25 protein-coding genes and 2 pseudogenes are annotated in these 24,003 nt (G+C 69.3%); 12 read left to right on the top strand and 15 right to left on the bottom strand.

Features of this window, described 5'->3' with window-relative positions; translation table 11 throughout:
* Positions 1 to 591: 591 nt before the first annotated feature.
* Positions 592 to 798 carry a hypothetical protein gene (locus OO62_RS39950; protein ID WP_169748608.1) on the top strand — a complete coding sequence of 69 codons (207 nt, stop codon included), beginning with the start codon at positions 592 to 594 and terminating at the stop codon, positions 796 to 798.
* 19 nt (positions 799 to 817) lie between these two features.
* Here OO62_RS39950 and OO62_RS37865 read toward each other — a convergent pair.
* Positions 818 to 1,066 (bottom strand): annotated as a pseudogene (locus OO62_RS37865) (phosphotransferase-like protein); the annotation flags it as partial.
* A 193-nt stretch (positions 1,067 to 1,259) separates the two neighbouring features.
* Here OO62_RS37865 and OO62_RS13890 point away from each other — a divergent pair.
* Positions 1,260 to 1,793 (top strand): EF-hand domain-containing protein, encoded by a 534-nt coding sequence (locus OO62_RS13890; RefSeq protein ID WP_033267637.1) that lies wholly within the window; start codon positions 1,260 to 1,262, stop codon positions 1,791 to 1,793.
* 128 nt (positions 1,794 to 1,921) lie between these two features.
* Here the strand turns inward: OO62_RS13890 and OO62_RS13895 are convergent, their stop codons facing one another.
* Together OO62_RS13895 and OO62_RS36455 are read right to left on the bottom strand one after the other, a co-directional pair.
* The gene (locus OO62_RS13895) at positions 1,922 to 3,526 is read right to left on the bottom strand and encodes an ABC-F family ATP-binding cassette domain-containing protein (protein WP_211267952.1); all 1,605 of its coding nucleotides are present in this window, start codon (positions 3,524 to 3,526) and stop codon (positions 1,922 to 1,924) included.
* Positions 3,527 to 3,847: 321 nt separating this feature from the next.
* The gene (locus OO62_RS36455; protein WP_248782285.1) at positions 3,848 to 4,441 is read right to left on the bottom strand and encodes a hypothetical protein; all 594 of its coding nucleotides are present in this window, start codon (positions 4,439 to 4,441) and stop codon (positions 3,848 to 3,850) included.
* Positions 4,442 to 4,703: 262 nt separating this feature from the next.
* Between OO62_RS36455 and OO62_RS13905 the strand changes: the two genes are divergently transcribed.
* Together OO62_RS13905 and OO62_RS13910 are read left to right on the top strand one after the other, a co-directional pair.
* Positions 4,704 to 5,165: a hypothetical protein gene (locus OO62_RS13905; RefSeq protein ID WP_157850143.1), complete on the top strand. Its 462-nt coding sequence runs from the start codon at positions 4,704 to 4,706 to the stop codon at positions 5,163 to 5,165.
* A 34-nt stretch (positions 5,166 to 5,199) separates the two neighbouring features.
* On the top strand, positions 5,200 to 5,610 hold the full coding sequence (locus tag OO62_RS13910) for a hypothetical protein (RefSeq protein ID WP_033267639.1): 411 nt from the start codon (positions 5,200 to 5,202) through the stop codon (positions 5,608 to 5,610).
* Between the two features lie 60 nt (positions 5,611 to 5,670).
* Here OO62_RS13910 and OO62_RS13915 read toward each other — a convergent pair whose 3' ends face one another.
* A complete protein-coding gene (locus OO62_RS13915) occupies positions 5,671 to 6,144 on the bottom strand; it encodes a MarR family winged helix-turn-helix transcriptional regulator (RefSeq protein ID WP_033267640.1) in 474 nt (157 codons plus the stop codon).
* 57 nt (positions 6,145 to 6,201) lie between these two features.
* Between OO62_RS13915 and OO62_RS13920 the strand changes: the two genes are divergently transcribed.
* Positions 6,202 to 6,978 carry an alpha/beta fold hydrolase gene (locus OO62_RS13920; protein WP_078617160.1) on the top strand — a complete coding sequence of 259 codons (777 nt, stop codon included), beginning with the start codon at positions 6,202 to 6,204 and terminating at the stop codon, positions 6,976 to 6,978.
* A 197-nt stretch (positions 6,979 to 7,175) separates the two neighbouring features.
* Here OO62_RS13920 and OO62_RS13925 read toward each other — a convergent pair whose 3' ends face one another.
* Positions 7,176 to 7,529 (bottom strand): DUF6355 family natural product biosynthesis protein, encoded by a 354-nt coding sequence (locus OO62_RS13925; protein WP_033267642.1) that lies wholly within the window; start codon positions 7,527 to 7,529, stop codon positions 7,176 to 7,178.
* Between the two features lie 149 nt (positions 7,530 to 7,678).
* Complete coding sequence (locus OO62_RS13930) at positions 7,679 to 8,530, bottom strand: hypothetical protein (protein WP_033267643.1); 852 nt, start codon at positions 8,528 to 8,530, stop codon at positions 7,679 to 7,681.
* Positions 8,531 to 8,847: 317 nt separating this feature from the next.
* Between OO62_RS13930 and OO62_RS13935 the strand changes: the two genes are divergently transcribed.
* A complete protein-coding gene (locus OO62_RS13935) occupies positions 8,848 to 9,303 on the top strand; it encodes a VOC family protein (protein ID WP_033267644.1) in 456 nt (151 codons plus the stop codon).
* 91 nt (positions 9,304 to 9,394) lie between these two features.
* Here OO62_RS13935 and OO62_RS13940 read toward each other — a convergent pair whose 3' ends face one another.
* Positions 9,395 to 10,204: a LysR family transcriptional regulator gene (locus OO62_RS13940; RefSeq protein ID WP_033267645.1), complete on the bottom strand. Its 810-nt coding sequence runs from the start codon at positions 10,202 to 10,204 to the stop codon at positions 9,395 to 9,397.
* A 67-nt stretch (positions 10,205 to 10,271) separates the two neighbouring features.
* Between OO62_RS13940 and OO62_RS13945 the strand changes: the two genes are divergently transcribed.
* The gene (locus OO62_RS13945) at positions 10,272 to 11,168 is read left to right on the top strand and encodes an NAD(P)H-binding protein (RefSeq protein WP_033267646.1); all 897 of its coding nucleotides are present in this window, start codon (positions 10,272 to 10,274) and stop codon (positions 11,166 to 11,168) included.
* Positions 11,165 to 11,854: an SDR family oxidoreductase gene (locus tag OO62_RS13950; RefSeq protein ID WP_033267647.1), complete on the top strand. Its 690-nt coding sequence runs from the start codon at positions 11,165 to 11,167 to the stop codon at positions 11,852 to 11,854. Before OO62_RS13945 ends, OO62_RS13950 begins: the two co-directional genes overlap by 4 nt.
* 175 nt (positions 11,855 to 12,029) lie before the next feature.
* On the opposite strand, the gene OO62_RS13955 is transcribed toward OO62_RS13950, so the two are convergent.
* Entirely contained in the window at positions 12,030 to 12,737 is a 708-nt protein-coding gene (locus OO62_RS13955; RefSeq protein ID WP_248782286.1) for a M24 family metallopeptidase, read from the bottom strand.
* A 236-nt stretch (positions 12,738 to 12,973) separates the two neighbouring features.
* Positions 12,974 to 13,330 carry a hypothetical protein gene (locus tag OO62_RS39580; protein ID WP_157850144.1) on the bottom strand — a complete coding sequence of 119 codons (357 nt, stop codon included), beginning with the start codon at positions 13,328 to 13,330 and terminating at the stop codon, positions 12,974 to 12,976.
* Between the two features lie 16 nt (positions 13,331 to 13,346).
* Between OO62_RS39580 and OO62_RS13960 the strand changes: the two genes are divergently transcribed.
* Entirely contained in the window at positions 13,347 to 14,123 is a 777-nt protein-coding gene (locus tag OO62_RS13960; protein ID WP_033267649.1) for a class I SAM-dependent methyltransferase, read from the top strand.
* 182 nt (positions 14,124 to 14,305) lie between these two features.
* Here OO62_RS13960 and OO62_RS13965 read toward each other — a convergent pair whose 3' ends face one another.
* Positions 14,306 to 14,725 carry a TOBE domain-containing protein gene (locus tag OO62_RS13965; protein WP_033267650.1) on the bottom strand — a complete coding sequence of 140 codons (420 nt, stop codon included), beginning with the start codon at positions 14,723 to 14,725 and terminating at the stop codon, positions 14,306 to 14,308.
* A gap of 436 nt (positions 14,726 to 15,161) precedes the next feature.
* Here OO62_RS13965 and OO62_RS13970 point away from each other — a divergent pair, with 436 nt between their 5' ends.
* Positions 15,162 to 15,890 (top strand): SDR family oxidoreductase, encoded by a 729-nt coding sequence (locus tag OO62_RS13970; RefSeq protein WP_033267651.1) that lies wholly within the window; start codon positions 15,162 to 15,164, stop codon positions 15,888 to 15,890.
* 113 nt (positions 15,891 to 16,003) lie between these two features.
* Here the strand turns inward: OO62_RS13970 and OO62_RS13975 are convergent, their stop codons facing one another.
* The 5 genes and pseudogenes from OO62_RS13975 to OO62_RS41715 form a co-directional block, all read right to left on the bottom strand.
* Positions 16,004 to 17,650 (bottom strand): glycoside hydrolase family 13 protein, encoded by a 1,647-nt coding sequence (locus OO62_RS13975; RefSeq protein WP_033267652.1) that lies wholly within the window; start codon positions 17,648 to 17,650, stop codon positions 16,004 to 16,006.
* A gap of 50 nt (positions 17,651 to 17,700) precedes the next feature.
* The gene (locus OO62_RS13980; protein WP_033267653.1) at positions 17,701 to 18,534 is read right to left on the bottom strand and encodes a carbohydrate ABC transporter permease; all 834 of its coding nucleotides are present in this window, start codon (positions 18,532 to 18,534) and stop codon (positions 17,701 to 17,703) included.
* Positions 18,531 to 19,544 (bottom strand): carbohydrate ABC transporter permease, encoded by a 1,014-nt coding sequence (locus OO62_RS13985; protein WP_051733140.1) that lies wholly within the window; start codon positions 19,542 to 19,544, stop codon positions 18,531 to 18,533. Before OO62_RS13985 ends, OO62_RS13980 begins: the two co-directional genes overlap by 4 nt.
* Before the next feature lie 10 nt (positions 19,545 to 19,554).
* Entirely contained in the window at positions 19,555 to 20,859 is a 1,305-nt protein-coding gene (locus OO62_RS13990; RefSeq protein WP_033267654.1) for an ABC transporter substrate-binding protein, read from the bottom strand.
* A gap of 448 nt (positions 20,860 to 21,307) precedes the next feature.
* Positions 21,308 to 21,571: pseudogene (locus OO62_RS41715) on the bottom strand (sugar ABC transporter ATP-binding protein); the annotation flags it as partial.
* A 344-nt stretch (positions 21,572 to 21,915) separates the two neighbouring features.
* On the opposite strand from OO62_RS41715, the gene OO62_RS14000 reads away from it, so the two are divergent.
* Both OO62_RS14000 and OO62_RS14005 read left to right on the top strand, forming a co-directional pair.
* Positions 21,916 to 23,004 carry a LacI family DNA-binding transcriptional regulator gene (locus OO62_RS14000; RefSeq protein WP_318533639.1) on the top strand — a complete coding sequence of 363 codons (1,089 nt, stop codon included), beginning with the start codon at positions 21,916 to 21,918 and terminating at the stop codon, positions 23,002 to 23,004.
* A gap of 165 nt (positions 23,005 to 23,169) precedes the next feature.
* Positions 23,170 to 23,937, top strand: a complete 768-nt coding sequence (locus OO62_RS14005; RefSeq protein WP_033267656.1) for an NAD(P)-binding domain-containing protein — start codon at positions 23,170 to 23,172, stop codon at positions 23,935 to 23,937.
* The last annotated feature ends 66 nt before the right edge of the window (positions 23,938 to 24,003 follow it).

Here is a 24,003-nt window from a genome sequence, read left to right on the forward strand (position 1 = left end):
GGCGGCGCGGTGGGACTGCCGAAGCCACCAACTCACCGTGGCGGCACCGTGCTGCCGTACCGGCAGCGGAGCGGGACCGAGCTCGCCCCCCGATCCGCTGTCGAGCGAGTGGTGCACGGACCGTCGAACGAGCCATCGCCGGCCCGTCGATCACAGGAGACGGAAGATCGAGCTCACGGGGTTCAGGCCCCCATCGATATCCGGCCCCGCCCCCACACCCCCGTCCCGTGCCGGCCTTCAGGCGACTGGCCAGTGCGAACGGAACCGTAAAGTTCGCACACGCACTCGATCTGGCGGTCCGGGGCATACGGCCCCGGATCGTCCGGGAAGGCGCCACTGCCTGGCGATACACCGCGCCGGGCCGCACCTCGAAAAGCCGAGACGACATTGTCCTTAATCAGGGTTCTGTGGAAGGAAGAGGGAAACGGGAGCGGTGTGGCAACGCCTTTCCGGGGTACGAAACTCGGTCGCACGGCGGGCGCGGTGCGCAGCCGCCAAGGACAGCGGGGGAGCGTGGAAACCTTCGTGGCCGACGCCGTAAGCCCTTGAACACGGCACCTTGAAACGGGAGTTGCAGGGCAAACGCGAGTCATGGACCGACGACACACACGCCCCGCACCGCTGGCCGGCCCCGCCTGGGCAGGATGGCTGTACCTCGGGCTGGCGGTGCTGGCCGGCGCCCAGCTCGTAGCGACCGTATGGCAGTCCGGTGCCGGCGAAGCAACTTTCCTACCCAGCCTGGTCGGTGTGATCGCGTTTCCCGCGCTCGCCGGGGCCGCCCTGCTGAAACGACGCTGAGGCCGGCCGCGTCACCCTCCTCGACCACCACGTCGTTGCCCACCTCGGCCATGGCCGCGATCGAGCGGTGGAAGCCCATCCTGGTCCGCCGCAGCGCGACGTCGAGCTCCTCCGCCCCGAGCTCTCGCTCGGTGCGCATGGCGTTGAAGCCGTCCACCGCCAGGTGGTAGAAGACGCCGTCCTCCAGGACGTCCAGAAGCTCCCGAGCGATGCTCGACTTCCCTGAACTGGAGGTGCCGTTGAGGAGGATGATCCGGCCAGGTGTCAAAGCGGCATGATCACATGCGGTCCGGAAGGCGGCGATGACGCCGGCCGCCGTGCGGTACCGGAAGGCCACGGGCCGGTCCCGGCCGGTGCTTCCCGGAACCCGCACGGGGTGTCGCAGGTTCCCCCTGATGGGGCGTCTGCTGCGGCGAGGAAGTGGGCAATGATCCCCTTCCTGAACCGCGAAAGGGGCGTAAGTGGATATCACCGCAGCCAAGAGGCATATCTTCGCCATGCTGGACGTCGACGGCGACGGGGTCATCTCCCGGGAGGAGTACCTGGCCCGCCCGGAGCGGGCGGCTGCCGCGCTCGGGCGTGAGGCGGGGGACCCGCTGGTCACTGCCGTCCGCGCGACCCACCAGCACGTGTACGCGTCGATGGACGTGGCGGGCAACGGCAAGGTGACGTTCGAGGAGTACGCGGCATGGGCGGGCGCCGACGCCTTCGACGAGGTCTGCCGGCTGGCGCTGGGGGCGCTGTTCGACCTCGCCGACGCGGACGCCGACGGGAAGCTGACCCGAGCGGAGTTCACCTGCTTGCGACAGGCGCTGGGCAACCAGGCTGACCATGCCGAGGCTGCCTTCGACGCCCTGGACGCGGACGGCGACGGGCTTGTCGACCGTGACGCGTATCTGGCCTCGATCCGCGCCTTCGTGACCGGCGGCTCCTCACCCATGGCCGAGGCCCTGCACGGCACAGCCGACCACAGCCCTGCGGTCGGGGCCTCGTGACCGGGAGGGAGCGGGACCTTCGGCCGGGGGCGAGCAGCTGACAGCCGTGGCCGGGGTGGCGCAGCCTCGTGCGAGGCCGCGCCACCCGGCCGGTGTGCGAAGCCACGCCGGCTGGGGGAGGGGACTGATCAGGCGAGAGCGACGAGGTCGCGGTAGTCCTCACTCCACAGGTCCTCGTCCGCGTCCGGCAGGAGCAGAACGCGGTCGGGGCGCAGGGCGTCGATGGCGCCCTCGTCGTGCGTGACCATCACGAGGGCTCCCGGGTAGGAGCCGACCGCGGCCAGGACCTCGTCGCGGGAGGCGGGGTCGAGGTTGTTGGTCGGCTCGTCGAGCAGCAGCACGTTCGCGCCGGAATGGACCAGTCCGGCCAGCGCCAGGCGGGTCTTCTCCCCGCCGGACAGCACCCCGGCCGGCTTGTCGGCGTCATCCCCGGAGAACAGGAACGCCCCCAGCACACGCCGGACTTCACCGTCGGTCAGCTGCGGAGCGGCGCCGGCCAGGTTCTGCCGGACCGAGCGGTCCCGGGCCAGGGTGTCGTGCTCCTGGGCGAAGTACCCCAGGCGCAGGCCGTGCCCGTGCACCACGCGGCCGGAATCCGGCTGTTCCTCGCCGGCCAGGATGCGCAGCAACGTGGTCTTGCCGGCTCCATTGAGGCCGAGGATCACCAGCCGGGTGCCCCGGTCCACGGCCAGATCCACACCGGACAGCACCTGGTGCTCGCCGTAGGACTTGGTCAGGCTGATCGCTCCGAGCGGCATCCGCCCGCACGGAGCGGGCTCGGGCAGCCGGATCTTGGCGACCTTCTCCGCCCGCCGGGCCGGTTCCAGCTCCGCCAGCATCCGGTCGGCGCGCCGCGCCATGCTCTTGGCCATCACGGCCGTCGCCGACCGGGCCTTCATCTTGTCCGCCTGAGCGTGCAGGGAGGCGGCCTTCCGCTCGGCGCTCGCCCGCTCGCGGGCGCGGCGCCGTTCATCCGCCGCCCGCTGCGCCAGGTACGCGTTCCAGCCGGTGTTGTGGACGTCGATCGTGGCCCGGCCGGCGTCCAGGTGGAACACGCGGTTGACGGCGGCGGCCAGCAGTGACGTGTCGTGGCTGATCACCACCAGGCCGCCCCGGTGGCTCTGGAGGAAGGTGCGCAGCCAGATGACGGAGTCGGCGTCCAGGTGGTTGGTCGGCTCGTCCAGCAGCAGTGTGCCCTCCCGGCCGGCGAACAGGATCCGCGCCAGTTCGACGCGGCGCCGCTGCCCGCCGGACAGGGCGCCCACCGGCTCGCCCAGTACGCGCTCGGGCAGCCCCAGCCCGGCGGCCACCCGGGCCGCTTCGGCCTCGGCGCCGTATCCCCCGCCCGCCTGGAAGGCGGCGTCGGCGCGGGCGTAGGCGTTCAGCGCACGCTCCAGCGCGGCGGGCCCGTCGGCGTCGGCCATCGCCGCCTCGGCCGTCCGCAGCCGCTGCAGTGCGCGGTCCAGGCCGCGGGCGGAGAGGATCCGGTCGGTGACGGTGACATGTGGATCGGCGGCGCGGGAGTCCTGCGCCAGGAACCCGACGTCGCCGGTGTGCGTAATGGTGCCGACGGCGGGCTTCGCGTGGCCGGCGAGGGCGGTCATGAGGGTGGTCTTGCCCGCGCCGTTGCGGCCCACCAGGCCGATGCGGTCGCCGGGGGAGACGGTGAAGGAGATGCCGGAGAGCAGCAGGCGGGCGCCCGCGCGCAGCTCGACACCGCTAACGGTAATCATGGGATGACGCTCCGAGAAAGCAAAAGGACACACTTCTGGCGTGGAAGCGGGTCCTCAGCTAGGAAACTCGGGGCGTAGACATGCGGCCACGGTAACCGACGCCCGGTGAGTGGCGCCATTGATTTTGCCGGGGCCCGGCTTCGCCGCCTCATGGGGAGGCCGCCCTCTTCGTGACGTCCTCCATCCCGTGCCGCCAACTCGCGGCCGCCGACGGTCACTTCCTACGGGCCACGGTGAAGTAGCGGTTCGCGGAGGAGGCCGGCGAGCTGCTGAGACTGAAGCTCAGGACGGTGCCGTACCGGGCCCGCGCGGCCGTCACGCTCATCGGTGTGGGAGCGGCAGGTCCGCCCGGTCCCAGTCGATCCGGAGTCCCGGGGCTGTGAGCGTCGGCGCGGACATCAGGCTGCCGTCCGGGTGCCGGCCGCGTGCACGGTGGTAGCTGAGTGCGTGGGTCACCGTGCCGGCCGCGTGCGGCAACTCGCGGCCCTCGTTGTCGTGCGGCCCCCAAGTGGCGATGCCGGCGGCGCGGATCCTGGGCAGCACCTCGCTCATGTCTCCGCGGACGCCGAAGTAGGCAACGGCCCGCATGCTGCAGGTGAGGACGTACGGGGACCGCATGTGCTCGAAGATCGAGCCGTTGTAGGGCCTGGCGCAGGAGTCGTTGAAGCGGGTGAGGGTGTGCTCCAGACCCTCGACGGCGGCCAGGCGCTGGATCAGGGCCTGCATCTGCCGTTCCTCCGCCGCCCGGCGGGACTCCGCTCCGGGCGATGTGGCTTGCGCCCGCAGCTTCCTCTCCGAGGGCTCGCGCGAGCACGCCTTCGTCAGCCCGATCAGAACGAACGCCAGCAGCAGTCCGCCCACCTGGGAACACCGCCTGCCAACCCGGTGCCACCAGCGCGCCACAGTTCCCGTCATCCGCACACCTCCCGACTTCACCCTCCGGCGAGCTGAAAGCCGTGCGCATGAGTACGCGTACTCACATTTCTTACGGGGTGGGCCAGGGGCTTCGCTGCTTCAGCCGTCAATTCGGCAGGGTTTTCGTGTCCGAACCGGTGGTGAGCGGAAACCTTGAATCCGGTTGTCGGAAAGGCTTCCTGGAAGAAATCGCCGCTGCTATCGTGCGTGCCGACCGACAGTGTTGTCACGCACTGTCATCCGGCAAGGGGGAACCGGAACCGTGAAACTCAAAGGGTATGTGAACAAAGGCGTCGCGGTCGCCGCTGCCACTCTCATCACTTCCGCCACATTGCTTACCGGCCCGGCCACGGCCGCCACGCAGTTCCCTTCCGGAGACGCGTACGGCTTCAGCGTGGACTGGAGTGGCCAGTGGGTCAACGTGCAGCGACTCGATGAGATCACGCTGCAGTTGTGCGACGCGAGCCCGGGTGACAAGAACAAGGCGACGGCCCGGCTTCAGGGGTATGTGTTCTCGAACGGCACCGCGAAGGTCAAGACCGCCCCGGCGGTCTTCCAGGTGCCGATCGGCGACAGGAAGTGCTGGGCCTGGCGCGATGTCTTCCTCACCTACTTCCAGGACGGTGAGCGGCTGGATTACGCGCGCGTCGCTTTCTACGGCTCCGAGGAGCCGTCGAGGATGTCGGCGACAAGGTGGGTGCGGAACCCGTTCGCGGCCCCCTGAATTCGACCGCCCGTTGATCGGCTGGAGAAATTCGATGAATCTCCGTAAAGCGGCGGTCGTCGCCGTAGGCGTCATCGGCATGGCCGCCCCGACGGCCCTGCCCGCCCACGCCGCACCCGCGTCGCCCTCGGCCTGCCGGGTCGCGGCTTTCGGCTACACGCTTCCCATCGCCTGTGGAAGCAATACCCTGGCTGCCGATTGGAACGGCGATCACAAGACCGACGAGGTATTCGCCGCGACCCTGCCGAACCACTACGTCTACCGCATCTCTGCCACCAGCAACGGGCCGGTCAGGGTGAGCAACGGACGGGCCGTCAGCATGCAGAAATATGAGATCCGGCCCAGTGGGCAGCGGCGTATCTACGCCGTGACGGCAACGCAGCACGTCTATTACTCGTACTACGGCTCCTCCGGCTGGAGCGAGTGGTATCTCTATCACGCGTAGACGAGGCCGGGAGGAGGCAGCTCACCGGAGCATGCGTCCTGACCCTTCCGGTGGCCTGGCTCATTCGACGTCGACGTCGCCCATGAGGTCGAGGAGACGGGAGAGGACCCGAAGGCAGCCGTCGACCTCGGTGTCCGTGAGGTCATCGCCGACTTGGCGCAGTACTGCGCGTTCGCGGTCGAGCACGGTGGTGATGGCGGTCTGTCCCTGTGCAGTCAGCCGGATGAGGGAAGACTTCTTGTGGGCCGGATTGGGTGCGGCCTCGGCCAGCCCCCGCGTCATGGCGTCGTTGACCATGCGCTGTACGAACTGACGGCTGAGGGCCTGAGCCCGTGCCATCTGCGGGACGGTCATGGGCCCGTGTTCGCGGAGCATGCTCAGTGCGGCCCGCACTCCCACGGACAGCCCTGCCACGGCCACGTCGTGCTCCACCTTGCGTTGGGTGCGTCGGTACAGCGGCCCCACGAGGTCGAACACCTCGGTGAGCCGGTCGGTCAACTCGTCGGACGCCAGGGCACGCTCTGTCTTACTCACTCGACCATGATGGCACCTTGGTTGTCATTCGCGCCCACCAATGACAACCTGGTTGTCATGAGCGATCTGTTCCGGCTCGACACCGGCACCGGCCAACCACTTGTCCTGCTGCACGGCGGCTTCCTGGACCACAGGATGTGGGACGACCAAATCCCTGCCTTAGCGACGCGATATCGCGTCATCGCGCCGGACGCCCGCGGCCACGGGCAGTCCGTCAACGCCATCGCACCCTTCCGGCACACCGACGACCTCGCCGCGCTCCTGCGTCACCTGGGCACCGGCCCGGCGATCCTGGTGGGCGTCTCCATGGGGGCCGGCATCGCGGTCGACACCGCGCTGGAACACCCGGACCTGGTCAGCGCCCTGGTCGTCAGCGGAGCTGGAACCAGCGAGCCGTACTTCACCGACCCCTGGACCACTCAAACCTGGGCCGCGTGGCACTCCGCGATGGCCGCCGGGGACCTGGACGCCTCGGTCGAGGCGTTCACCCTCTTCGCTGCGGGCCCGCACCGCCACCTCGACGACCTCGACCCCCAAGTCGTCGGCCACCTCCGCCGGATGACGCGGGGCACCCTGTCCAAGCACACCGCCGACGAGCCCAACCTGCTCCTGCCGGTCCGCGACACCTGGAGTCGCATCGCCCGGATCGACGTGCCTGTGCTGGCCCTCAACGGCGCCATCGATTCGCCCGACCACCTCGGCATGGCCGAACGGCTCGCCCGCACCGTCGCCAACGGCCGAGCCCTCTCGATCGACGGCACCGCGCACTACCCCAACATGGAACGCCCGGACATCTTCAACAAGGCACTCGAAGACTTCCTGCCCACCTCGTGACCGTGTCCCCGGCTCCTCGGCCTCACGGTCATCGATCGTCGACAGCTGACGACAGCTGTCGGGCCACCGCTGCCCGTGGTAACGAGCAGCGGGGCCCATCGGCTCAGGCGGTCGTGCGTACGCGCACCTTCGAGGGCCTGTTGATCGGTGCCTCCCGAAGCCCGCGCGCCGGACGCCCGGGTACGCCGGCGGTCCGGTCAGGGGCCCGTGTCACCCGGGTGGGAGCAGAGACCGCCGTGATAGTTGCTGTCGTACCAGGCTCCCGTTGCGTCGTAGTCCAGGACGGTACGGCCCGGCCCGACGCAGCGGTGGTACTTGCCTCGCGCCCAGCGCGTCACCTGGATCCAGACGTTGGTGTTGGTGGCGCAGTGCTCGTAGAAGGCGTGCTCACCGCTGGAGCCCTTGTTCCAGCCGCAGGCGTTGATCTTCTCCGGAGCGGCAGCCGTCGCCGGGGCGGCCACGGAACAGGCCAGGACGCCGGCCAGTGCCGCAGCCGCCAGACCGAGGCGAAGGCGTGCATGCTGCCTGCCGGTTGATCCGCGAAACGTCATGTTCTCTCCCTGTCGTTGGGAAGGCTGGCTGATGCCGGGGGCGCCAGCCGGGCGTCGCGAACATAGCGGACTCAAGCCCTTGAAGTCGGACGAAGGGGAGAAAGGCATCCGTACGGGGAGTACCGCACGGCGGCGAGCGGACGTGGAGCCTAGGGGCCGTCCGAGGGGCCGGGGTGCTCGACGTACTGGAGTACTCCGCCGGCCACGAAGCACGCGGCGCCGGTGAGAGTGCCCCAGTTGGTGACGGCGACGTTGACCTGGGTGCCGGTGCGGGGATTGGCGAAGTCGGCGATGGCCGAGACCATGAACAGCGCCGAGCCGAGCTGGTTGACGGCTGCGATCCACCAGCCCAGCTCACGCGGCCGCAGTCGGAGCGGGCCATGGCTCACCTCGACGAGCGCGAGGTGCCCGGAGACCAGGAACAGCAGGCAGCCGATGACGTCCGGCGCCCAGATGAGCCGGTTGGTCTGCTGGACGGTCAGGCCCTGGAGGAACGAGTCGAGCAGATTGATGCCGAACTCCAGGGTTCCCACGAACAGGACGAACGTCGTCAGCCAGTCGATCTGCAGGGGCTCGTAGCTCCACCATCGCCAGCGACGGGTCTCCAGCGTGCCGGCGTCGCCACCCCGGCGGGGCGCGTTCACGGTCTGCAGCAGCGAGGCGTAGGCACCGGTGTTGAAGAACAGTCCGCCCACGAAGTAGATCGTGGCGCTTTCCAGCGGATTGCCGGACCCGAACTGGGAGACCGCGGCGCCGAGGACGAAGAGCGCCCCGCCGATCGTGAACGCCGTCGCGACCACGGTGTTCAGGATGCGCAGCCGCCGCAGCCCCTGCGCGTCGGCGTGCCGTGTGGTCTCGGTCGCGTCCCGCCGGATGGTCAGGGCACCGCGCTTGCGTGCGGTCCGCGACTCCCAAACCGAGGTGACGTCCGCGGTGAGGCGGTGGGTGAGTCGCGTGGTGAACGGTCCGGCGCCCTCGGCGCGCTCCTCGGTCTGGGCCACGCGCCGAGCCTATGACGCCAGCGGTCCCGGACACGGCCCGCCGGGCTCGGCCGGGGCCCTGTTCACCGTAGCGAGCGACATGACCCCTCTATGCGTATCCCGCGGGGTGCCACCGGAACTCACCGGGCGGGCCGAGTGCCAGCGAAGTTGTTTGTGTGCCGCGTGTGGGGGCAGACGACTGTTGGTCCCCGGCTGATCTCCCCCGTTCAGCCGGGGACTTCTGCTGCCGAGGGCGGGGAACACGGGAACACGGTCCGCTGCGCACGGGTGGTCCTTTGACGCTGCGGCCCGGGGCCAACGCGTTGGACCATGAGCGGATGACTGCCTTCTACCATGTGTGCTTCGCGGTTCCGGACATCGAGCGGGCGATGCAGGACTTCCAGCGGACGGCCGGGGTCGAGTGGAGTGAGCCTGCGGCAGGCAAGCTCGGCGAGTGGGACTACCGGATCGCCTTCACCCGAGGTGGCCCGCCGTTCATCGAGTTGATCGAGGGGCCTGCCGGCAGTCCGTGGGATGCGTCAGCGGGAGCCAGGTTCGATCACTTGGGCTTCTGGTCCGGCGATGTCGAGCAGGGCTCCCGGCGCCTGGAGAACGATGGCCTGCCCGTGGACTTCTCCGGCTGCCCCCATGGCCGACCGTTTGCCTATCACCGCATGGACAGCATCGGCGCCCGCGTCGAACTGGTCGATGTGAGTCTGCAAGCGGGCTTTCTCGACCGGTGGCATCCCGGTGGGAAGCCGATGCCGTTCATCGACGAGATATCTGAAGGCTGAGTTTCCACCAACTGGGGCTGAGCGCTTCGGTTGGCGGGATGCGCCGACGGAAGCGCTCAGCTGTTCGGGCCTCGCCTCGCGCGCTGACCGCTCAGGCGTGCCACAGTGTCGCGGTGGCGATCTCCAGGAAGTCGCGCAGTAGCTTCTCGCGACGGTCAGCGGCAACGGCCAGGCAGGTCTCGAGCTCCGGGACGTCTGTGACGGGGATGTTGACGAGGTCGGGGCGGGAGTAGGACCGCGCGACGCTCAGCGGGATGAGCGCGATGCCGTGGCCTGAGGCGACGAGCTCGAACTTCTCCTCAAGCGACGACGTCCGTCGATTCGGCACGTCGAGCATCCGCTCGGCGTCAAGGTCTGCGGTGGTGAGCTCCTGTCGACCCGCCAGGGGGTGTGCCACGGGCATGCAGGCAACCCTGGGGTCGTGACCGATGGGAATGACGCGTAAGCCGGACTCATCGAACGGCCTGCGCAGGTACCCGACTTGGGCGCGACCGTCGCGTAGCGGCTGGTCCTGCTCCCACCAGCGCGCCGGGACGACGTCGATCTCGACGTCCGCGTGGCGCGACGTGAACGCCCGGATTGCTTCCGCCACAGGCAGCCCCGGGGAGAAGGCGACCGCGAGCCGTTGGACGCCCTGATCGACGTCGTGGACGCGCCGGACCGCGGCGCCGATCGACGGGAGGATCTGCTGCGCCTCCACGTAGAGCTGTTTACCGGCGGGGGTCAGCTCCACACTGCGGGTGGTCCGCACGAGCAATGTGCAGCCCAACTCCTGCTCCAGAGACTTGACTTGGCGGCTGAGCACCGGCTGGGCGATGTAGAGCTGTTCCGCCGCCCGGCCGAAGTGCCGGTGCTCGGCCACCGCGGCGAAGTAGCGGAGCTTGCGCAGATCGAGATCCATACCCTGAAGGTATCAATGGTCGAGAAGGGTATTGGACGCCGCGAACGGCCGGCCCGAGACTCGACGCATGATCGTCATTACCACTCCCACCGGCCAGATCGGCGGCCGGCTCCTGCAGATCCTCCTCGACGGGACCCGCACGCGCGACGAAGAGCTGCGCGTCATCGTGCGCGACCCCGGCAGACTCCCCGACGGGATCCGCGCCCGCGTCGATGTCGTCACCGGCTCGCACGGCGACGCCGAAGTCGTCGACCGGGCCTTCGACGGCGCGGACGCCGTCTTCTGGCTGGTTCCGTCAAACCCCCGCGAAGCGAGTCTGGACGCCATGTACTCCGGCTTCACCCGCGCCGCCGCGAAGGCGTTCACGACCCATCGAGTCGGACACGTCGTCGGCGTCTCCGCACTCGGCCGCGGCACCCCCGTCGCCGGCCGCGCCGGGCATGTGACGGCGTCGCTGGCCATGGACGACCTCATCGCGAGTACGGGGGTGGCTTACCGGGCGCTCGCCAACCCGACGTTCTTCGACAATCTGCTGTGGCAGGTGGCTTCGCTCCGCGACAACGGTGTGTTCACCGGTACCGAGGCCGCCGACCGCAAGGCGCCGACGGCCGCCACCCGGGACATCGCCGCGGCCGCCGCCGGCCTGCTGCTCGACCGCTCGTGGACGGGGACGGGCGAGGTCCCGGTGCTGGGCCCCGAGGACCTTTCGCCGAACGACCTGGCGCGCATCATGTCCGAAGTGCTCGGCCGCCCGATCCGCTACGAGCGGCAGACGCTCGACGCATTCGGCACCGCACTCGCCGGACGCGGCGTCGGGGACGCGCTCGTGCAGGGCTACCTCGACATGATGCGCGCCAAGGACGAAGGGCTCGACGAGCGGGTGCGGCGCACCCCGCAGACCGCGAGCCCGACGACCTTCCGCGAGTGGTGTGAGCAGGTCCTCAAGCCGGCGGTCCAGGCATGAGCACCGGGACCGCTCTCATCGTCGGGGCGTCCCGGGCCCTCGGGCTCGGCCTGGCCACCGAGTACGCAGGCCGGGGCTGGGACGTCATCGGGACCGTCCGGGGCGATCGGCGCACCGGTCTCCACGACCTGGCCGAGGCATCCGGCGGTCGGGTCACCGTCGAGTCGCTGGACATGACGAAGCCGGAGGAGATCGATGCACTGCGCGAACGGCTGGCGGAGCGCACCCTCGACCTGCTGTTCGTCAATGCCGCCGTCACAAGGGGAAACATTCCCGTCGGCGAGGTCCCGACGGAGATGTTCGTCGAGGTCATGGTCACCAATGCGCTCAGCCCGATGCGCGTGATCGAGTCCTTCCGCTCGCTGGTCGCGCCGACCGGGACCATCGGCGTCATGTCCTCGCGCCAAGGCAGTCTGGCCTTGAACACCCGCGGCGGTCAGGACGTCTACCGCGCCAGCAAGTCCGCCCTGAACCAGCTGATGCGCAGCTACGCCGCCCGGTACGCCGACGCCTCGCACACGCTGCTGCTCATGTGCCCCGGCCATGTCCGCACCGAACTCGGGGGGCCGGACGCACCGTTGACCATCGACCAGTCCATCCCGGGCGTGGCGGACACGATCGACCGCCATGGCGGCGAACCGGGCCTGAAGTTCCTCAACTACCAGGACCAGCCCGTGCCCTGGTAGCAGTCGTGGGAGTGACCTCCCCAGCCTGCTCCCCGGCCCGGCATCGGGCCCGGTCCCGTGACCCGGTAGGCCGTTGAGGCAGGCCGGCCACTCCCTGGCGCACCCGCCTGCCGGAGGAACGATCACCGTAGGTGTCAGCGCGAGGCCAGAGGGGTGCCGGTGACGGGTGAGCGGGTCAGGCGAGGTCGAGCAGCTGTTCGTAGAAGCCGCCGAAGCCCCGTTCCCGGTCGACCAGATGGAGTTCAAGGATCCAGTGGCAGGTCCGGCCCGCGCGGTTCGTGCGGCGCAGGACGGTGTCGTTCTCCGGGGTGATGTACGACTCGGCCTTGGCTCCGTCGTTCCTCTCGTGCGGGAACTCGCCGACGAGGTGGCCGGTGTGCCAGGTCCCGATGGTCCAGCCGGCTGCCGTCGCCAGCCGCTCGACCTCGGCGTACAGCTGCCGGCCGGTGATGTCCGGACGCGCGGCGAAGAAGGCGCGTCCGGCGTCGAAGAGGCGCGGCAGGTCCTGGAGCAGGCGCTGCTTGTGCGGGTCGTCGCCGAAGACGTACGTGCGGCCGAAGTCCGCCTCGTACTCCTCGAAGATCGGGCCGAAGTCGGCGAAGGCGACATCGTCGGACCCGATGACCCGGTCCGGTGGATTGTCCTGGTAGGGGCGGAGGGTGTTGGGTCCGGAGCGGATGATCCGCTTGTGCCAGTGCTTGGTGGTGCCGAACATCTCGTTGGCGAGGTCGCGAATCTGGTCGCTGACCTCGCGCTCGCCCCGGCCGGGCGCCACCAGCCCGCGCGTCTCCACTTCGGCGAAAAGTGCGATGGCCTTTTCCTGAGCCGCAACCAGCCCCTCGACTCGCCGCGTTTCCGGCACATCCGGTGTCTGTTCTGTCACGAGCTCTTCCCTCCCGTGAGGACGCGCACTGCTCGGATCGGCTCAGCGGGGTGCCGATGCGCGCGCCTCGGCGTGTGCAGCTCCCGGTCGATTGTCGATCATCGCAATGCCACCTCCGCAGGTGCAAGGAGGTTCTTGCCCAGGCGTACACACAAGAGGGCGCCGGCCGAGGTCCGGCGCCGGCCTGTCACTACCTCCAATATCTGACGGCCCGTGTGCCAGCTGATTTGGGGTATTCACCAAGCAATTGCCAGGTGATTGTTCAATTCGAGCGGTAGATGCAGGATGGCAGGCAGACGTACCGGGGCGAGGGAGGCAGGTCGGATGCCGGACAGCGGGAACAGGGTGAAGTCCACGGGCAGCCATGGGGGATCGGCGTGTTCGCGCAGCCATTTTCCGGACCTGCACCCTCGCGCGGGCAGCGGCGAGTTCTGACCGGCGGCGAAAAGCCGTCTCGACACCGGCTGCGAACGATCCGGCGACGGCCAGGATGCGTTCCCAGCCTCTGGTCCCAGCAATTTCAAGGAATCCATGTGCGCCAACCGGCACACCGGCGACAGCGCATAAGGCTCCTCTTCCCCCATCCTGCTCACGAGGCGAGGTAAGGCCATGACCACACGCACCCAGGACGGCAGCGCCGGCGACGTCGACTACGGCGCGTTCGGCGGCGGGTACTCCTCCTTCCGTCGGCCGGACGCGCGGATCGCGCGGTTCATCGCCGAGACCTTGGGCGACTCCCGGACGGTACTCAATGTCGGTGCCGGCGCCGGATCGTACGAGGGTGTGCTTCGTGCCGTGACGGCGGTCGAGCCCTCGGAGTCGATGCGTGCCCAGCGGCCGACGCAGCTCGCCCCGGCGATCGACGCCGTCGCCGAGGATCTGCCCTTCGCCGACGGGGAGTTCGACGGGGCGATGACGCTGTTCAGCGTGCACCAGTGGTCCGACGTCGAGGCCGGGCTGCGGGAGATGCGGCGCGTGACCCGTGGCCCGGTCGTCGTCCTCACCTGCGATCCCGACCTGGTACGGGGCTTTTGGCTGCACCGCTACGCGCCCGAAGTCCTCGACACCGAGGCCCGCCGCTACCCGCCGATCGAGCAGCTGACCGCCGCCCTGGGCGGCACCAGCACCCTCCAGACCGTACCCATACCCCTGGACTGCACCGACGGCTTCAACGAGGCGTACTACGGCCGCCCCGAGTTGCTGCTCGACCCGGCGGCCCGTCAGGCGTGTTCGGCCTGGAGTTTCGTCGACGACCGTGTCCGCGAACACTTCGACGCGACCTTGCGCCACGACCTGGACTCCGGCGCCTGGGACGAAGAGTTCGGTCACCTGCGCAGCCAGCCGACGTACGAGGGGGCTCTGGTCCTCGTCCGCGCGATCCCGTGAGCGGCGCAGCAGCGTGCCATGACAATACGCGGCCCGGTGAACGGACGCTGCGAGGCATGGGAGCTGCCGGCGCCGAGGCGTAGGACACAGCTGCGGGGGCCGGTGCGACGCGGCTCAGGTCATCCGGCCGGCAGGACCAGCGGCGCCGGGCTGCCGGCTGTCCATCCGGGAGGTGGGGATGATCAGGCGGCGGCGAGGGAGACCTCCGTCGACTTGATCAGCGCGACGACGGAGGTGCCCGAGGCCAGCCCGAGGGCCTCGACGGCGTCCTTGGTGATGGCAGCGGTCAGTTCGCCGCCCTCGACGGTGACCTTGACGGAGCCCATGGCGCCACCCGTCGTGACGTCGGCGACGGTGCCCGCGATCTGGTTGCGGATGGAGATGCCCTCGACCGGGCCGGTAGCGAGCGCGACCTCGGTGGACTTCACCAGCGCCTTGACCGCAGAGCCCGCCGCCAGCCCCAGGTCCTTGACGGCATCGGTGGTGATCGCGGCGGTGATGTCCTGCCCACCGGCCAGGCGCACCTTCACCGAAGCCATGGCCTCACCGACGGCGACAGCGGTGACGGTACCGGGGAACTGGTTACGAATGGACATGCTCATGGATGGAACGCCTCTCAAAAGCCGAAATCGAAACCGCGGGCACCTGGGTGACCGGTATCACGGCCGACTGTATCGGCGGGAAAACCCGGCCCGTGCTGACCGGGCCGCATGTGCCAACCGAATGCCCGCAACCTCATGGCGTATTCCAGGAGGCCCTGGATGGCGGGATTTCTGAAGGGATATCCAGCGTTGATCTGGCCTTGCAACGCGACCCGAAACGAGGTGGGCTGACGATTCGCCACCCGGCGCAGTCCGCAACGCGGCTCACCCATTCGCCAGCGGCTGCATTCCCGTCCTTTCGGCAGGTCAGTCGAGCCCGTGGGGGAGCGGGCCAACTGCGCAACACGTCAGCCAGATGTACGCCCCTGGCCTCCACTGAACGCCCTTATGGGGATCATGTGCCATATGCGACGCATCCCCTGACGAAAGGCATGTCATGAAGATCGCAGTCATCGGCGGTACCGGTCTGATCGGATCGCAGGTCGTCAAGGATCTGAATGCCGCCGGGCACGAGGCGGTACCGCACTCGAAGTCCACCGGAATCGACGTCATCAGCGGTGAAGGGCTGGACGAGGCGGTGGCGGGGGCCGACGTCCTCGTCAACCTGACGAACTCCCCGACCTTCGACGAAGCCTCAGCGGCCTTCTTCCAGGCGTCGATGGACAACCTTCTGGCCGCGGGCCAGAAGAGCGGTCTCCGTCACTTCGTCATTCTGTCGATCGTCGGCGTGGACCGGGTACCTGAGCTGGACTACTACCGGGCCAAGGCGCTCCAGGAAAACATCCTCGCGGCAGGCCCGATTCCCTACTCGATCGTCCGGGCGACGCAGTTCATGGAATTCATGGACGCGGTCCTGTCGTGGACCGCGGACAGTGACACCGTCCGGTTGCCCGCCACGCCGATCCAGCCGATCGCGTCCAAGGACGTGGCCGCCGCGGTGGCGGAAGTCGCGGCGGGAGCCCCGCTGGGGGGCATTCGCAACATCGCCGGCCCCGAGGTCTTCACCCTCGACGAGCTGGGTCGGATCACCCTGGCCCACAGGTCCGACGGCCGCACCGTCGTCACCGACCCCACCGCGGGCATGTTCGCCGCCGTCAAGGGTGACGTCCTAACCGACACGGACGCCCGCCTCGCCCCCACCCGCTACACCGACTGGCTCTCCTGAACCGCTTCCGCCCTGGCGGGGACGGGGGAATCCGGTGACCGGCGTTCTTGCGCGCTGCTTGCGCCCGCCCCGCAGCGGGGCGGGGCGGGCGCAAGCAGCGGTGCGTCGGGCCGCTACATGGCGAGCCACACCGCGTGGTCCGGGGCCAGTCGGCCGTCCTCGACCGGGCCGCTCGCCAGCAGCACCGCCTCGTGTGCCGGCAGCGCGTACGGCTCCGGTGAGAGGTTGACGACGCAGCCGAAGCCCGGCTCGCGGCGGTAGGCGAGCACACCGGCGGGGGCGTCAAGCCAGGTCAGGTCGCCCTCGCCGAGTGCGGGGTGGTCCCGGCGCAGGTGGAGGGCGCGCCGGTAGAGCTCCAGCATGGAGGCCGGGTCGCCGGTCTGCGCCGCGACGCTGAGGTCCTTCCACTGCGCGGGCTGCGGCAGCCAGGGCGCGCCGATGGCGTCCTCGGGGCTGAACCCGTACGGCGCGCTGTGCCCGGACCAGGGGATCGGGACACGGCAGCCGTCGCGTCCGGGGTCGGTGTGACCGGACCGTTCCCAGATGGGGTCCTGGAGTACGTCCTCGGGCAGGTCTTCCACCTCCGCCAGCCCCAGCTCCTCACCCTGGTAGACGTAGGCGCCGCCGGGGAGGGAGAGCATCAGCAGGGCGGCCGCGCGGGCCCGCCGGACACCGAGTTCGAGGTCAAGCGGGCCCTCGGGCCGGTAGGGCTCGTTGGCGACCCACTTCTTGGCCACCGTGCGGCCGAAGCGGCTGGGGTGCCGTACCACGTCGTGGTTGGAGAGCACCCAGGTCGCGGGGGCGCCGACGGAGCCGAGCGTGCCGAGCGAGCGGTCGATGACCTCGCGCAACGCGGCCGGGTCCCAACTGGTCATCAGGAAGTCGAAGTTGAAGGCGGTGTGCAGCCCCTCCGGCCGTACGTAGGCGGCGAGCCGGTCGGGGGTGTCGGCCCAGGCTTCGGCGACGAACGAGCGGTCGCCGGGGAATTCATCGGCCACCCGGCGCCATGCGCGGTATATGGCGTGCACGTCGTCGCGGTTCCAGTACGGGTGGTCCGCCTGCTCCTCGGCCCCCGGGGCGTCCGTTCCGCCGCGGGGTGGCAGATCGGGCAGTGCGGGGTCCTTGACCAGGCCGTGCGCCACATCGATACGGAAGCCGTCGACGCCACGGCTGAACCAGAACCGCAGGATGTCCTCGAACTCCGCCTGCACCTCGGGGTGTTGCCAGTTGAGGTCCGGCTGTTCGGGGGCGAACAGATGGAGGTACCACTGGCCGTCGGGCAGCCTGGTCCAGGCCGGGCCACCGAAGACGGACTGCCAGTTGTTGGGTGGCTCGGCCCCGTCGGGCCCGCGCCCGTCGCGGAAGTGGTAGCGCGCCCGCTCCGGGCTGCCGGCCCCGGCAGCCCGCGCCGCCTTGAACCAGGCGTGCTGGTCGGAGGTGTGGTTGGGCACGATGTCGGGGATGACGCGGATGCCGTGCTCGTGCGCCTCCTCGATCAGCGCCTCGGCGTCGGCCACGGTGCCGAAGAGCGGGTCGATCTCGCGGTAGTCCGCCACGTCGTAACCGTGGTCCGCCATCGGCGACTTGTACCAGGGATTGATCCAGATGGCGTCGATGCCGAGGGACTTCAGATAGGGGAGCCGGGAGCGGATGCCGGCGATGTCACCGACTCCGTCACCGTTGGCGTCGGCGAAGCTGCGGACGTAGACCTGGTAGATGACGGCGCTGCGCCACCACGGTGCGGGGCTGTTGCTGGGCATGCTGCTGCGTGCTCCTCGGTGCTCTGCGGCTTTTCGGTGTGCGGTGGGGGCTACTTCGCGGCGCCGGCGGTGAGGCCGGCGACGATCCGGCGCTGGAAGAGCAGCACCATGATCACGAGGGGGACGGTGACGAGTACGCCCGCCGCCATCTGGCTGCCGAACGGGGTCTCGAACTGGCTCGCCCCGGAGAAGGTGGAGATGGCCACGGGTGCGGTCTGCATCTCCGGCTTGTTCGTCATCGACAGCGCGATGAGGAATTCGTTCCAGGCCGCGATGAAGGTGATGATCGCGGTGGTGAACATGCCCGGCGCGGCGAGCGGGATGATGATCTTGCGGAACGCCTGGCCGCGGGTGCAGCCGTCGACCATGGCGGCATGCTCCAGTTCGTCGGGCATCTGCCGGAAGAACGCGGTGAGGTTCCAGACCGCGAGCGGCAGCGTGAAGGACATGCTGGGCACGATCATGGCCTGGTAGCTGTTGATCCAGCCGAAGTCGACGAACATCTTCAGCAGCGGGACCACGAGCGACACCACCGGGAACATGGAGGTCGCGATGATCAGGGTGAGCACCAGCCGCTTGAGCCGGAATTCCAGCCGTGCCATGGCATAGGCGGTGAAGGTGGCCAGGACCAGCGCCACGACGGTGGTGGTGCCGGCCACCACGAGGCTGTTGAGCAGGGCCCGGGTGAAGGACTCGGACGGGTCGAGGACCGCGAGGTAGTTCTCGAACGAAAGCCTAGTGGGGAAGGGTGAGTTGGCGAAGATGTCCGAGGTCCGCCGTAGGCTGGAGACCAGCATCCAGTAGAACGGTGCCAGGCAGTAGGCCACGACCGCGGCGACTCCCGCGTACAGCAGCCACTTGCGCAGCTTCGGGGAGAGCGTCATGCCGCCACCTCCGTACGACGGCGCGGCAGCCACCAGCGGCGGGTGCGGGCCGGACCGTCGTCCCCGAGGACGTCGGCGCCCAGCAGCCGGACGAAGGCCAGCGCGATCAGGAAGACATAGACGAAGAGGATCACCGCGTAGGCCGCGGCGGGCCCGAACCGCACGTTCGCGGCCTGGTCCTGGGCGAGCATGGACAGCGTCTCCACCGAGGTCTTCTTGGCGCCGATGAGGATGTACGGCAGGTCGAACATCCGCAGCGCGTCCAGCGTGCGGAACAGGACAGCCACCAGCAGCGCGGGCTTCACCAGCGGCAGGGTGATGTTCCAGAACTGGCGCAGCGCGCCCGCTCCGTCGATCCTGGCCGCCTCGTAGACCTCTTTGCTGATCACCTGCAGTCCCGCCAGGACGAGCAGGCCGATGAAGGGGGCGGTCTTCCACACGTCGGCGATGATCACCGCGAGCTTGGCGTGGAATCCCTCGGTGGTCCACAGGATGTGCTGACCGGTCAGGGCGTTGGCCACGCCGTTGCTGTTGAAGATCCAGCGCCAGAGCAGGCCGCTCACCGCCGTGGGGATGGCCCACGGCACCAGGATGCTGGCCCGTACCAGGGCCCGGCCCTGGAAGGCGCGGTGCATGATCAGCGCCATCGCGATGCCGATGACCGTCTCCAGCGCGACTGTGGTGACGGTCAGGAACGTGGTGTTCCAGAAGGCGTTCCAGAAGCGGGCACCGGCCGCACCGAAGATCGCGCCGTAGTTCTGCAGCCCGACGAACGGGTCGGTGTCGTTGACGAATCCGGTCTTCGGGTTGAGTCCGGGGGTGCCGTAGAGCGAGTCCTTCAGCGCCACGAGCGTCGGGTAGAGGACCACGACCACCAGCACCAGCAGCGTCGGGGAGACCAGCAGGGCCGCGAGTCGGCCGGTCCCGGAGGTGGCCCGCGGGCGGCGCCGCGGGGGCTTCGCCGGGAGGGCCAGCGCGCGGGGCGCGGCCTGGTTCTGCGTTGTCACCATGGGGTGCTCCTCACTCTCCCGCAGACTGCTGCCGAAGGGTCTGCTGAAGGTCCTTCAGGGCCTGCGCGCTGCTCGTGCTGCCGGTGATGGCCGCGTAGACCTGCTGTTGGATCGCGGCCGTGACATCGCCGTACTGGAAGACCCGGGGCCGCGGCACGGCGTGCAGGATCGACTGCTTGAGGGTGGGGAGGTACGGATACTGCTTGATCAGCTTCGGGTCCTTGTAGAGCGCCTCATAGGTCGGTGCGCCCGGTGCGCGGGACAGCGTGAAGCGCTGGATCTCCTGGCTGGAGAGGAACTTCATGAAGTCGATCGCAGTCGCTTTGTTCTCCGCCGAGGCCGACAGCGCCAGGTTGTGGCCGCCCAGGCTGGAGGCGCCGGGCCCGTCCAGACCGGGCAGCGGCGCGGTGCGGAACCGGTCCGCGACCTTGCTGGAGCCGTCCTTCTTGGCCATCAGGGGATAGGCGTAGGGCCAGTTCCGCAGGAAAATCAGCTTCCCGGTCTGGAAGGCGCGGCGGCCGTCCTCCTCCTGATAGGTGACGGCGTCCTTGGGGATGGTGCCGTCCTTGAAGGAGTTGACCAGGAAGTCCAGGCCCCGCTTCGCCTGCGGGGTCTCCACGTGCGGTGTGCCCTTGGCGTCGGTGACGACTCCGCCCGCGGAGTTCACGGCCTCGGCGAAGTTGACGGTCAGGCCCTCGTACTTCTGGAACTGGCCGGCGTAACAGGACATCCCCCGCGCCTCGGGCAGCTTCTTCACCTTGGCGCAGTCCGCCTTCATCTCCGCCCAGGTGGCCGGCGGTTGTCCGATACGGGCCTTCTTGAGCAGGTCGGTGCGGTAGTAGAGCATGCCGCCGTCGGAACTGAACGGCAGGGCGTACAGGCCGCCGCGGTACTTGCCGGTCTCGACGATCGGCTTGAGCATCTGCGACAACGGATACCGGTCTTCGGGAAGCCGGTCGATCCATCGGTGCGCGGCGAACTCCGAGGTCCACACGGCGTCGAGCGCCAGCACCGTATAGGCATCGGACTTCGTCTGCGCGTTCTGGATCATCTGCTGGCGCTGGGCGTCGGGGTCCGTGGGCAACTGGACGAAGGTGACCTTCTCCGAGGGGTGCCGCTCGTTCCAGCGGTCGAGCATTTCCTGGACGGATCCGGAGGCGTCCTTGCCGGCGACGTAGGTGATCGGCCCGCGCCCCTCGAACGTGGGCCGGCCGCCGGCCTTGGCGGCCCCGGCCGGGCCGCAGGCGGCGAGGGCGGCGAGCCCCACGAAGGCCGCGCCGCCACTCTGCAGCGCTCTGATCGTTCTGCTCTTCACTGTCTCTCCTGGTGGTGCGAACCGGGGCGGTGGTCGGTCACGCGTGGGGGAGCCGCTCGCCGGTGGCGGCCGAGAAGAAGTACGCGCTGTCCGGCCGGAGGCGCAGGGTGATCCGTTCGCCCTTCCGGGGCGGAGTCCGCGGGTCGACCCGGGCGACGACATCGGCCCCGGTCCCGGGGCCGGCGAGAACGCTGTCGCCCCCTCCGCGGCCGTCGTCGTCCTGAAGAGTTCCGTGGGCATACGCCTCCGAGCCGAGCACCTCCACCATCGTCACCGTCATGCCGAGGCCCCGCTCGTCCGGCGCGACGGTCTCCAGCGCCTCCGGCCGGAAGCCCAGCACGACGCGGTCGCCGCCCTCGGCCGCAACGGCGGCGCGCACACGGCGGGGCAACGGGAGGTGGCTGCCGCCGAGTTGGACGCCGTCTTCGGCCATCCGGACCTCTTCGAGCCCGCCGGAGAGCGCCTTCGGCCTGCGCTGGAGGTACGGCTCCAGGTCGAGGATCCTGGCCGCTTCCTGCACCCGGCGCCCGATCTCGCCCTTCGGCGTTCCGGCGACCTTGAGGGCGAACCCCGTGTTGTCGGCGACGCTCATGTGCGGGTGGAGCGCGTAGTTCTGGAACACCATGGCGATGTCCAGATGCAGTGCGTCGACCGCAGGCCGGTCGGCTCCCGGATAGCACCGGGTGACCTTTGCGAAACTGACTGTCGTCATGCGGGAGTTTCGTCCCTTCCCGGCAGCGGCCGCCGGATGGCATGGGCAGGGGTGCAGAGCGCTTCTGATTGCGCTGTCTTCGCATCAGGTAGATGAAGTAGCAGGTCAACAGTCTGGAGGATCACTCCGAGCGGCTAGTGGTGACGCTGCTGAGACAGCGCTTTCAAGCTAAGAGCAGCCCCAAGCGAAGTCAATGCGTTACGGCCAGGTAATGCACTGGACATACGCCTGTACCGTGCAGCTTTCCTGCGGGAATGAGGCGCCGTATCGACGGGCGGTCGCGCCCATGACAGCGCTGTCATCAATGCCCCGAAGGCGTGTGCTCGCCGTGCTACCTTCCGTGCATGTCACCAGCTCAACGGCATCCCACGATGGCCGACGTCGCCGAACGCGCCGGCGTCTCCGCCTCCACCGTCTCGCGCACCCTGCGCGGCTACGCCTCCGTCTCGGCCGAGGTCCGGGACCGGGTCGAACGCGCGGCCCGCGAGCTGAACTTCGCCATCTCCCGGCAGGCGGCCAGCCTGGTGACCGGCAAGACCGGGGTGGTGGCCGTGCTCGTGCCGATACTCAAGTCATGGTTCGTGGGTTCGGCGCTGGAAGGGCTCGGGCTGGTGCTGCGCGCGGCGGGCCTGGAGCTGGTGGTCTACTACGTGCCCGACATGGCCGAGCGCGCCGACTTCTTCGAGCGCCTGCCCGCCCGGCGGAACGCCGATGCGCTGCTGGTGTTCTCCTTCGACCTCACCGAGGAGGAGAGCGCCCGCCTGGACGACCTGCAGATGCCGGTCATATACGTCAGCCAGCACGCCGAGGGCAGGCCGAGCGTGTACGTCGACGATGTGGCCGGGGGCCGCGGCGGCACCCGGCATCTCCTCAACCTCGGACACCGTCGGATCGCCTTCCTGCGGGCGATCGGCGTCAGCGGGTTCACCTTCAGCTCCAACGAACGGCTGACCGGCTACCGCCAGGCGCTCACCGACGCGGGCATCCCGCTGGACGACGAGCTGGTGGTCGGCGCCGTCCTGGGCGAGGACCGCACCGTCGTGCAGGCGGTCGGCCAGCTGCTCAGCCTGCGGCATCCGCCGACCGCGATCTTCGTCGAGCAGGACGAGCTCGCCGTCGCGGTGCTGTGGACGCTGCGCAAGAGCGGCTTCGACGTGCCCGAGCGGCTCTCCGTTCTCGGCTTCGACGACCATGACATCGCCCGCTGGGTCGGGTTGTCCACGATCGCGCAGTCACCCACGGAGATCGGCCGCGCCGCCGGCGAGCTGGCGCGTGCGCTCATCGAGACCCCGGACACCGACCGGGAACGCCACATCGTCCTGCCCACCCATCTGATCCCCCGAGCCACCACCGCCCCGCTCACGCCACCGCCCGCGGCGCCCGAAGGCGGTCAGGAAACACCCTCGGCGGGACCCGGCTCGCGGGCCGAGTGATCAAGCGGCTCACCCGGGCCCGTACCACGCACCCCGCGTCCACCAGGGACGTCACCGATCCGACAGCCCAATGGCCCGGCTGCCCGGCGGGAGCGAGCCAGGGCCACAGACCAACAGGGGCCTCGGCCCGTACCGTTCACGACAGCAGCAGATTGAGGGGGCGCAATGCAGCGTATTGGGATCATCGGGGTGGGCGAGATCGGCCGGGCCATCGTGACGGGGCTGAACGAGGAGGCCGAGGAGACACCAGAGGTGTTCCTCTCTCCCCGAGGGGCCAGGGCAGCGGCAGAGCTGTCCGAGCGCTACGACCGCGTACAGGTGTGCGCCGACAACCAAGAGGTGGTCGACCGCTCCGACGTGGTGATCATTGCCGTACGGGCTCAGGACCGGTCCGAGGCCCTGGCGGGCCTGCGGATCGACGCCGACAAGGTGGTGGTCAACGTCATGGCCGGCGTCGGCAACGACGACCTGCGCCGGCTGCTCGCCACCGACGCCCCGTTGGTGCGGGCCATCCCGCTGCCGGCTGTGCGGGAGCGACGCTCGGTCACCGTGACGTGCCCCCGGCACCCGGTGGTGGACTCCCTCTTCAACCGCCTGGGTGGGGCGCTCCCGGTCGCGGACGAAGCGGAGTTCGACGTGTTCTCCGCGCTGACCGCAACACTGACCACCCACTACGCGTACCTCGCCACGCTCACCTCGTGGGCCACCGGCCACGGCATCGCCCCCGACGACGCGGACCGCTATGTCCGGAGCCTCTTCCAGGCCGTCGGCCGCACCCTTGGCGACGAGTCTCGCTCCCTGCCTCAGCTGGCGGCCCACCACGAAACCCCCGGCGGGATCAACGAACGCGTCCGCTCCACATGGTTCGACGCAGCCAACTCCGGGGCCCTCGGTAAGTCCCTCGACGGCCTCTTGGCCGACCTGAGGGAATGAGCTTTCTCGTAGTTCACGCACCGGGCTTCGGCTCCGGCATGCCGCTGTACTCCGCGCAACCGCCCG

It is taken from the genome of Streptomyces lydicus (assembly GCF_000717345.1).
Classification (GTDB): domain Bacteria; phylum Actinomycetota; class Actinomycetes; order Streptomycetales; family Streptomycetaceae; genus Streptomyces; species Streptomyces lydicus.

Coding starts and splice junctions, on each gene's coding strand:
- OO62_RS39950 (WP_169748608.1), top strand. CDS start 592: ATGGACCGACGACACACACGCCCCGCACCGCTGGCCGGCCCCGCCTGG.
- OO62_RS13895 (WP_211267952.1), bottom strand. CDS start 3,526: ATGATTACCGTTAGCGGTGTCGAGCTGCGCGCGGGCGCCCGCCTGCTG.
- OO62_RS36455 (WP_248782285.1), bottom strand. CDS start 4,441: ATGACGGGAACTGTGGCGCGCTGGTGGCACCGGGTTGGCAGGCGGTGT.
- OO62_RS13910 (WP_033267639.1), top strand. CDS start 5,200: ATGAATCTCCGTAAAGCGGCGGTCGTCGCCGTAGGCGTCATCGGCATG.
- OO62_RS13920 (WP_078617160.1), top strand. CDS start 6,202: ATGAGCGATCTGTTCCGGCTCGACACCGGCACCGGCCAACCACTTGTC.
- OO62_RS13925 (WP_033267642.1), bottom strand. CDS start 7,529: ATGACGTTTCGCGGATCAACCGGCAGGCAGCATGCACGCCTTCGCCTC.
- OO62_RS13935 (WP_033267644.1), top strand. CDS start 8,848: ATGACTGCCTTCTACCATGTGTGCTTCGCGGTTCCGGACATCGAGCGG.
- OO62_RS13940 (WP_033267645.1), bottom strand. CDS start 10,204: ATGGATCTCGATCTGCGCAAGCTCCGCTACTTCGCCGCGGTGGCCGAG.
- OO62_RS13945 (WP_033267646.1), top strand. CDS start 10,272: ATGATCGTCATTACCACTCCCACCGGCCAGATCGGCGGCCGGCTCCTG.
- OO62_RS13950 (WP_033267647.1), top strand. CDS start 11,165: ATGAGCACCGGGACCGCTCTCATCGTCGGGGCGTCCCGGGCCCTCGGG.
- OO62_RS13960 (WP_033267649.1), top strand. CDS start 13,347: ATGACCACACGCACCCAGGACGGCAGCGCCGGCGACGTCGACTACGGC.
- OO62_RS13965 (WP_033267650.1), bottom strand. CDS start 14,725: ATGAGCATGTCCATTCGTAACCAGTTCCCCGGTACCGTCACCGCTGTC.
- OO62_RS13970 (WP_033267651.1), top strand. CDS start 15,162: ATGAAGATCGCAGTCATCGGCGGTACCGGTCTGATCGGATCGCAGGTC.
- OO62_RS13975 (WP_033267652.1), bottom strand. CDS start 17,650: ATGCCCAGCAACAGCCCCGCACCGTGGTGGCGCAGCGCCGTCATCTAC.
- OO62_RS13980 (WP_033267653.1), bottom strand. CDS start 18,534: ATGACGCTCTCCCCGAAGCTGCGCAAGTGGCTGCTGTACGCGGGAGTC.
- OO62_RS13985 (WP_051733140.1), bottom strand. CDS start 19,544: ATGGTGACAACGCAGAACCAGGCCGCGCCCCGCGCGCTGGCCCTCCCG.
- OO62_RS14000 (WP_318533639.1), top strand. CDS start 21,916: ATGTCACCAGCTCAACGGCATCCCACGATGGCCGACGTCGCCGAACGC.
- OO62_RS14005 (WP_033267656.1), top strand. CDS start 23,170: ATGCAGCGTATTGGGATCATCGGGGTGGGCGAGATCGGCCGGGCCATC.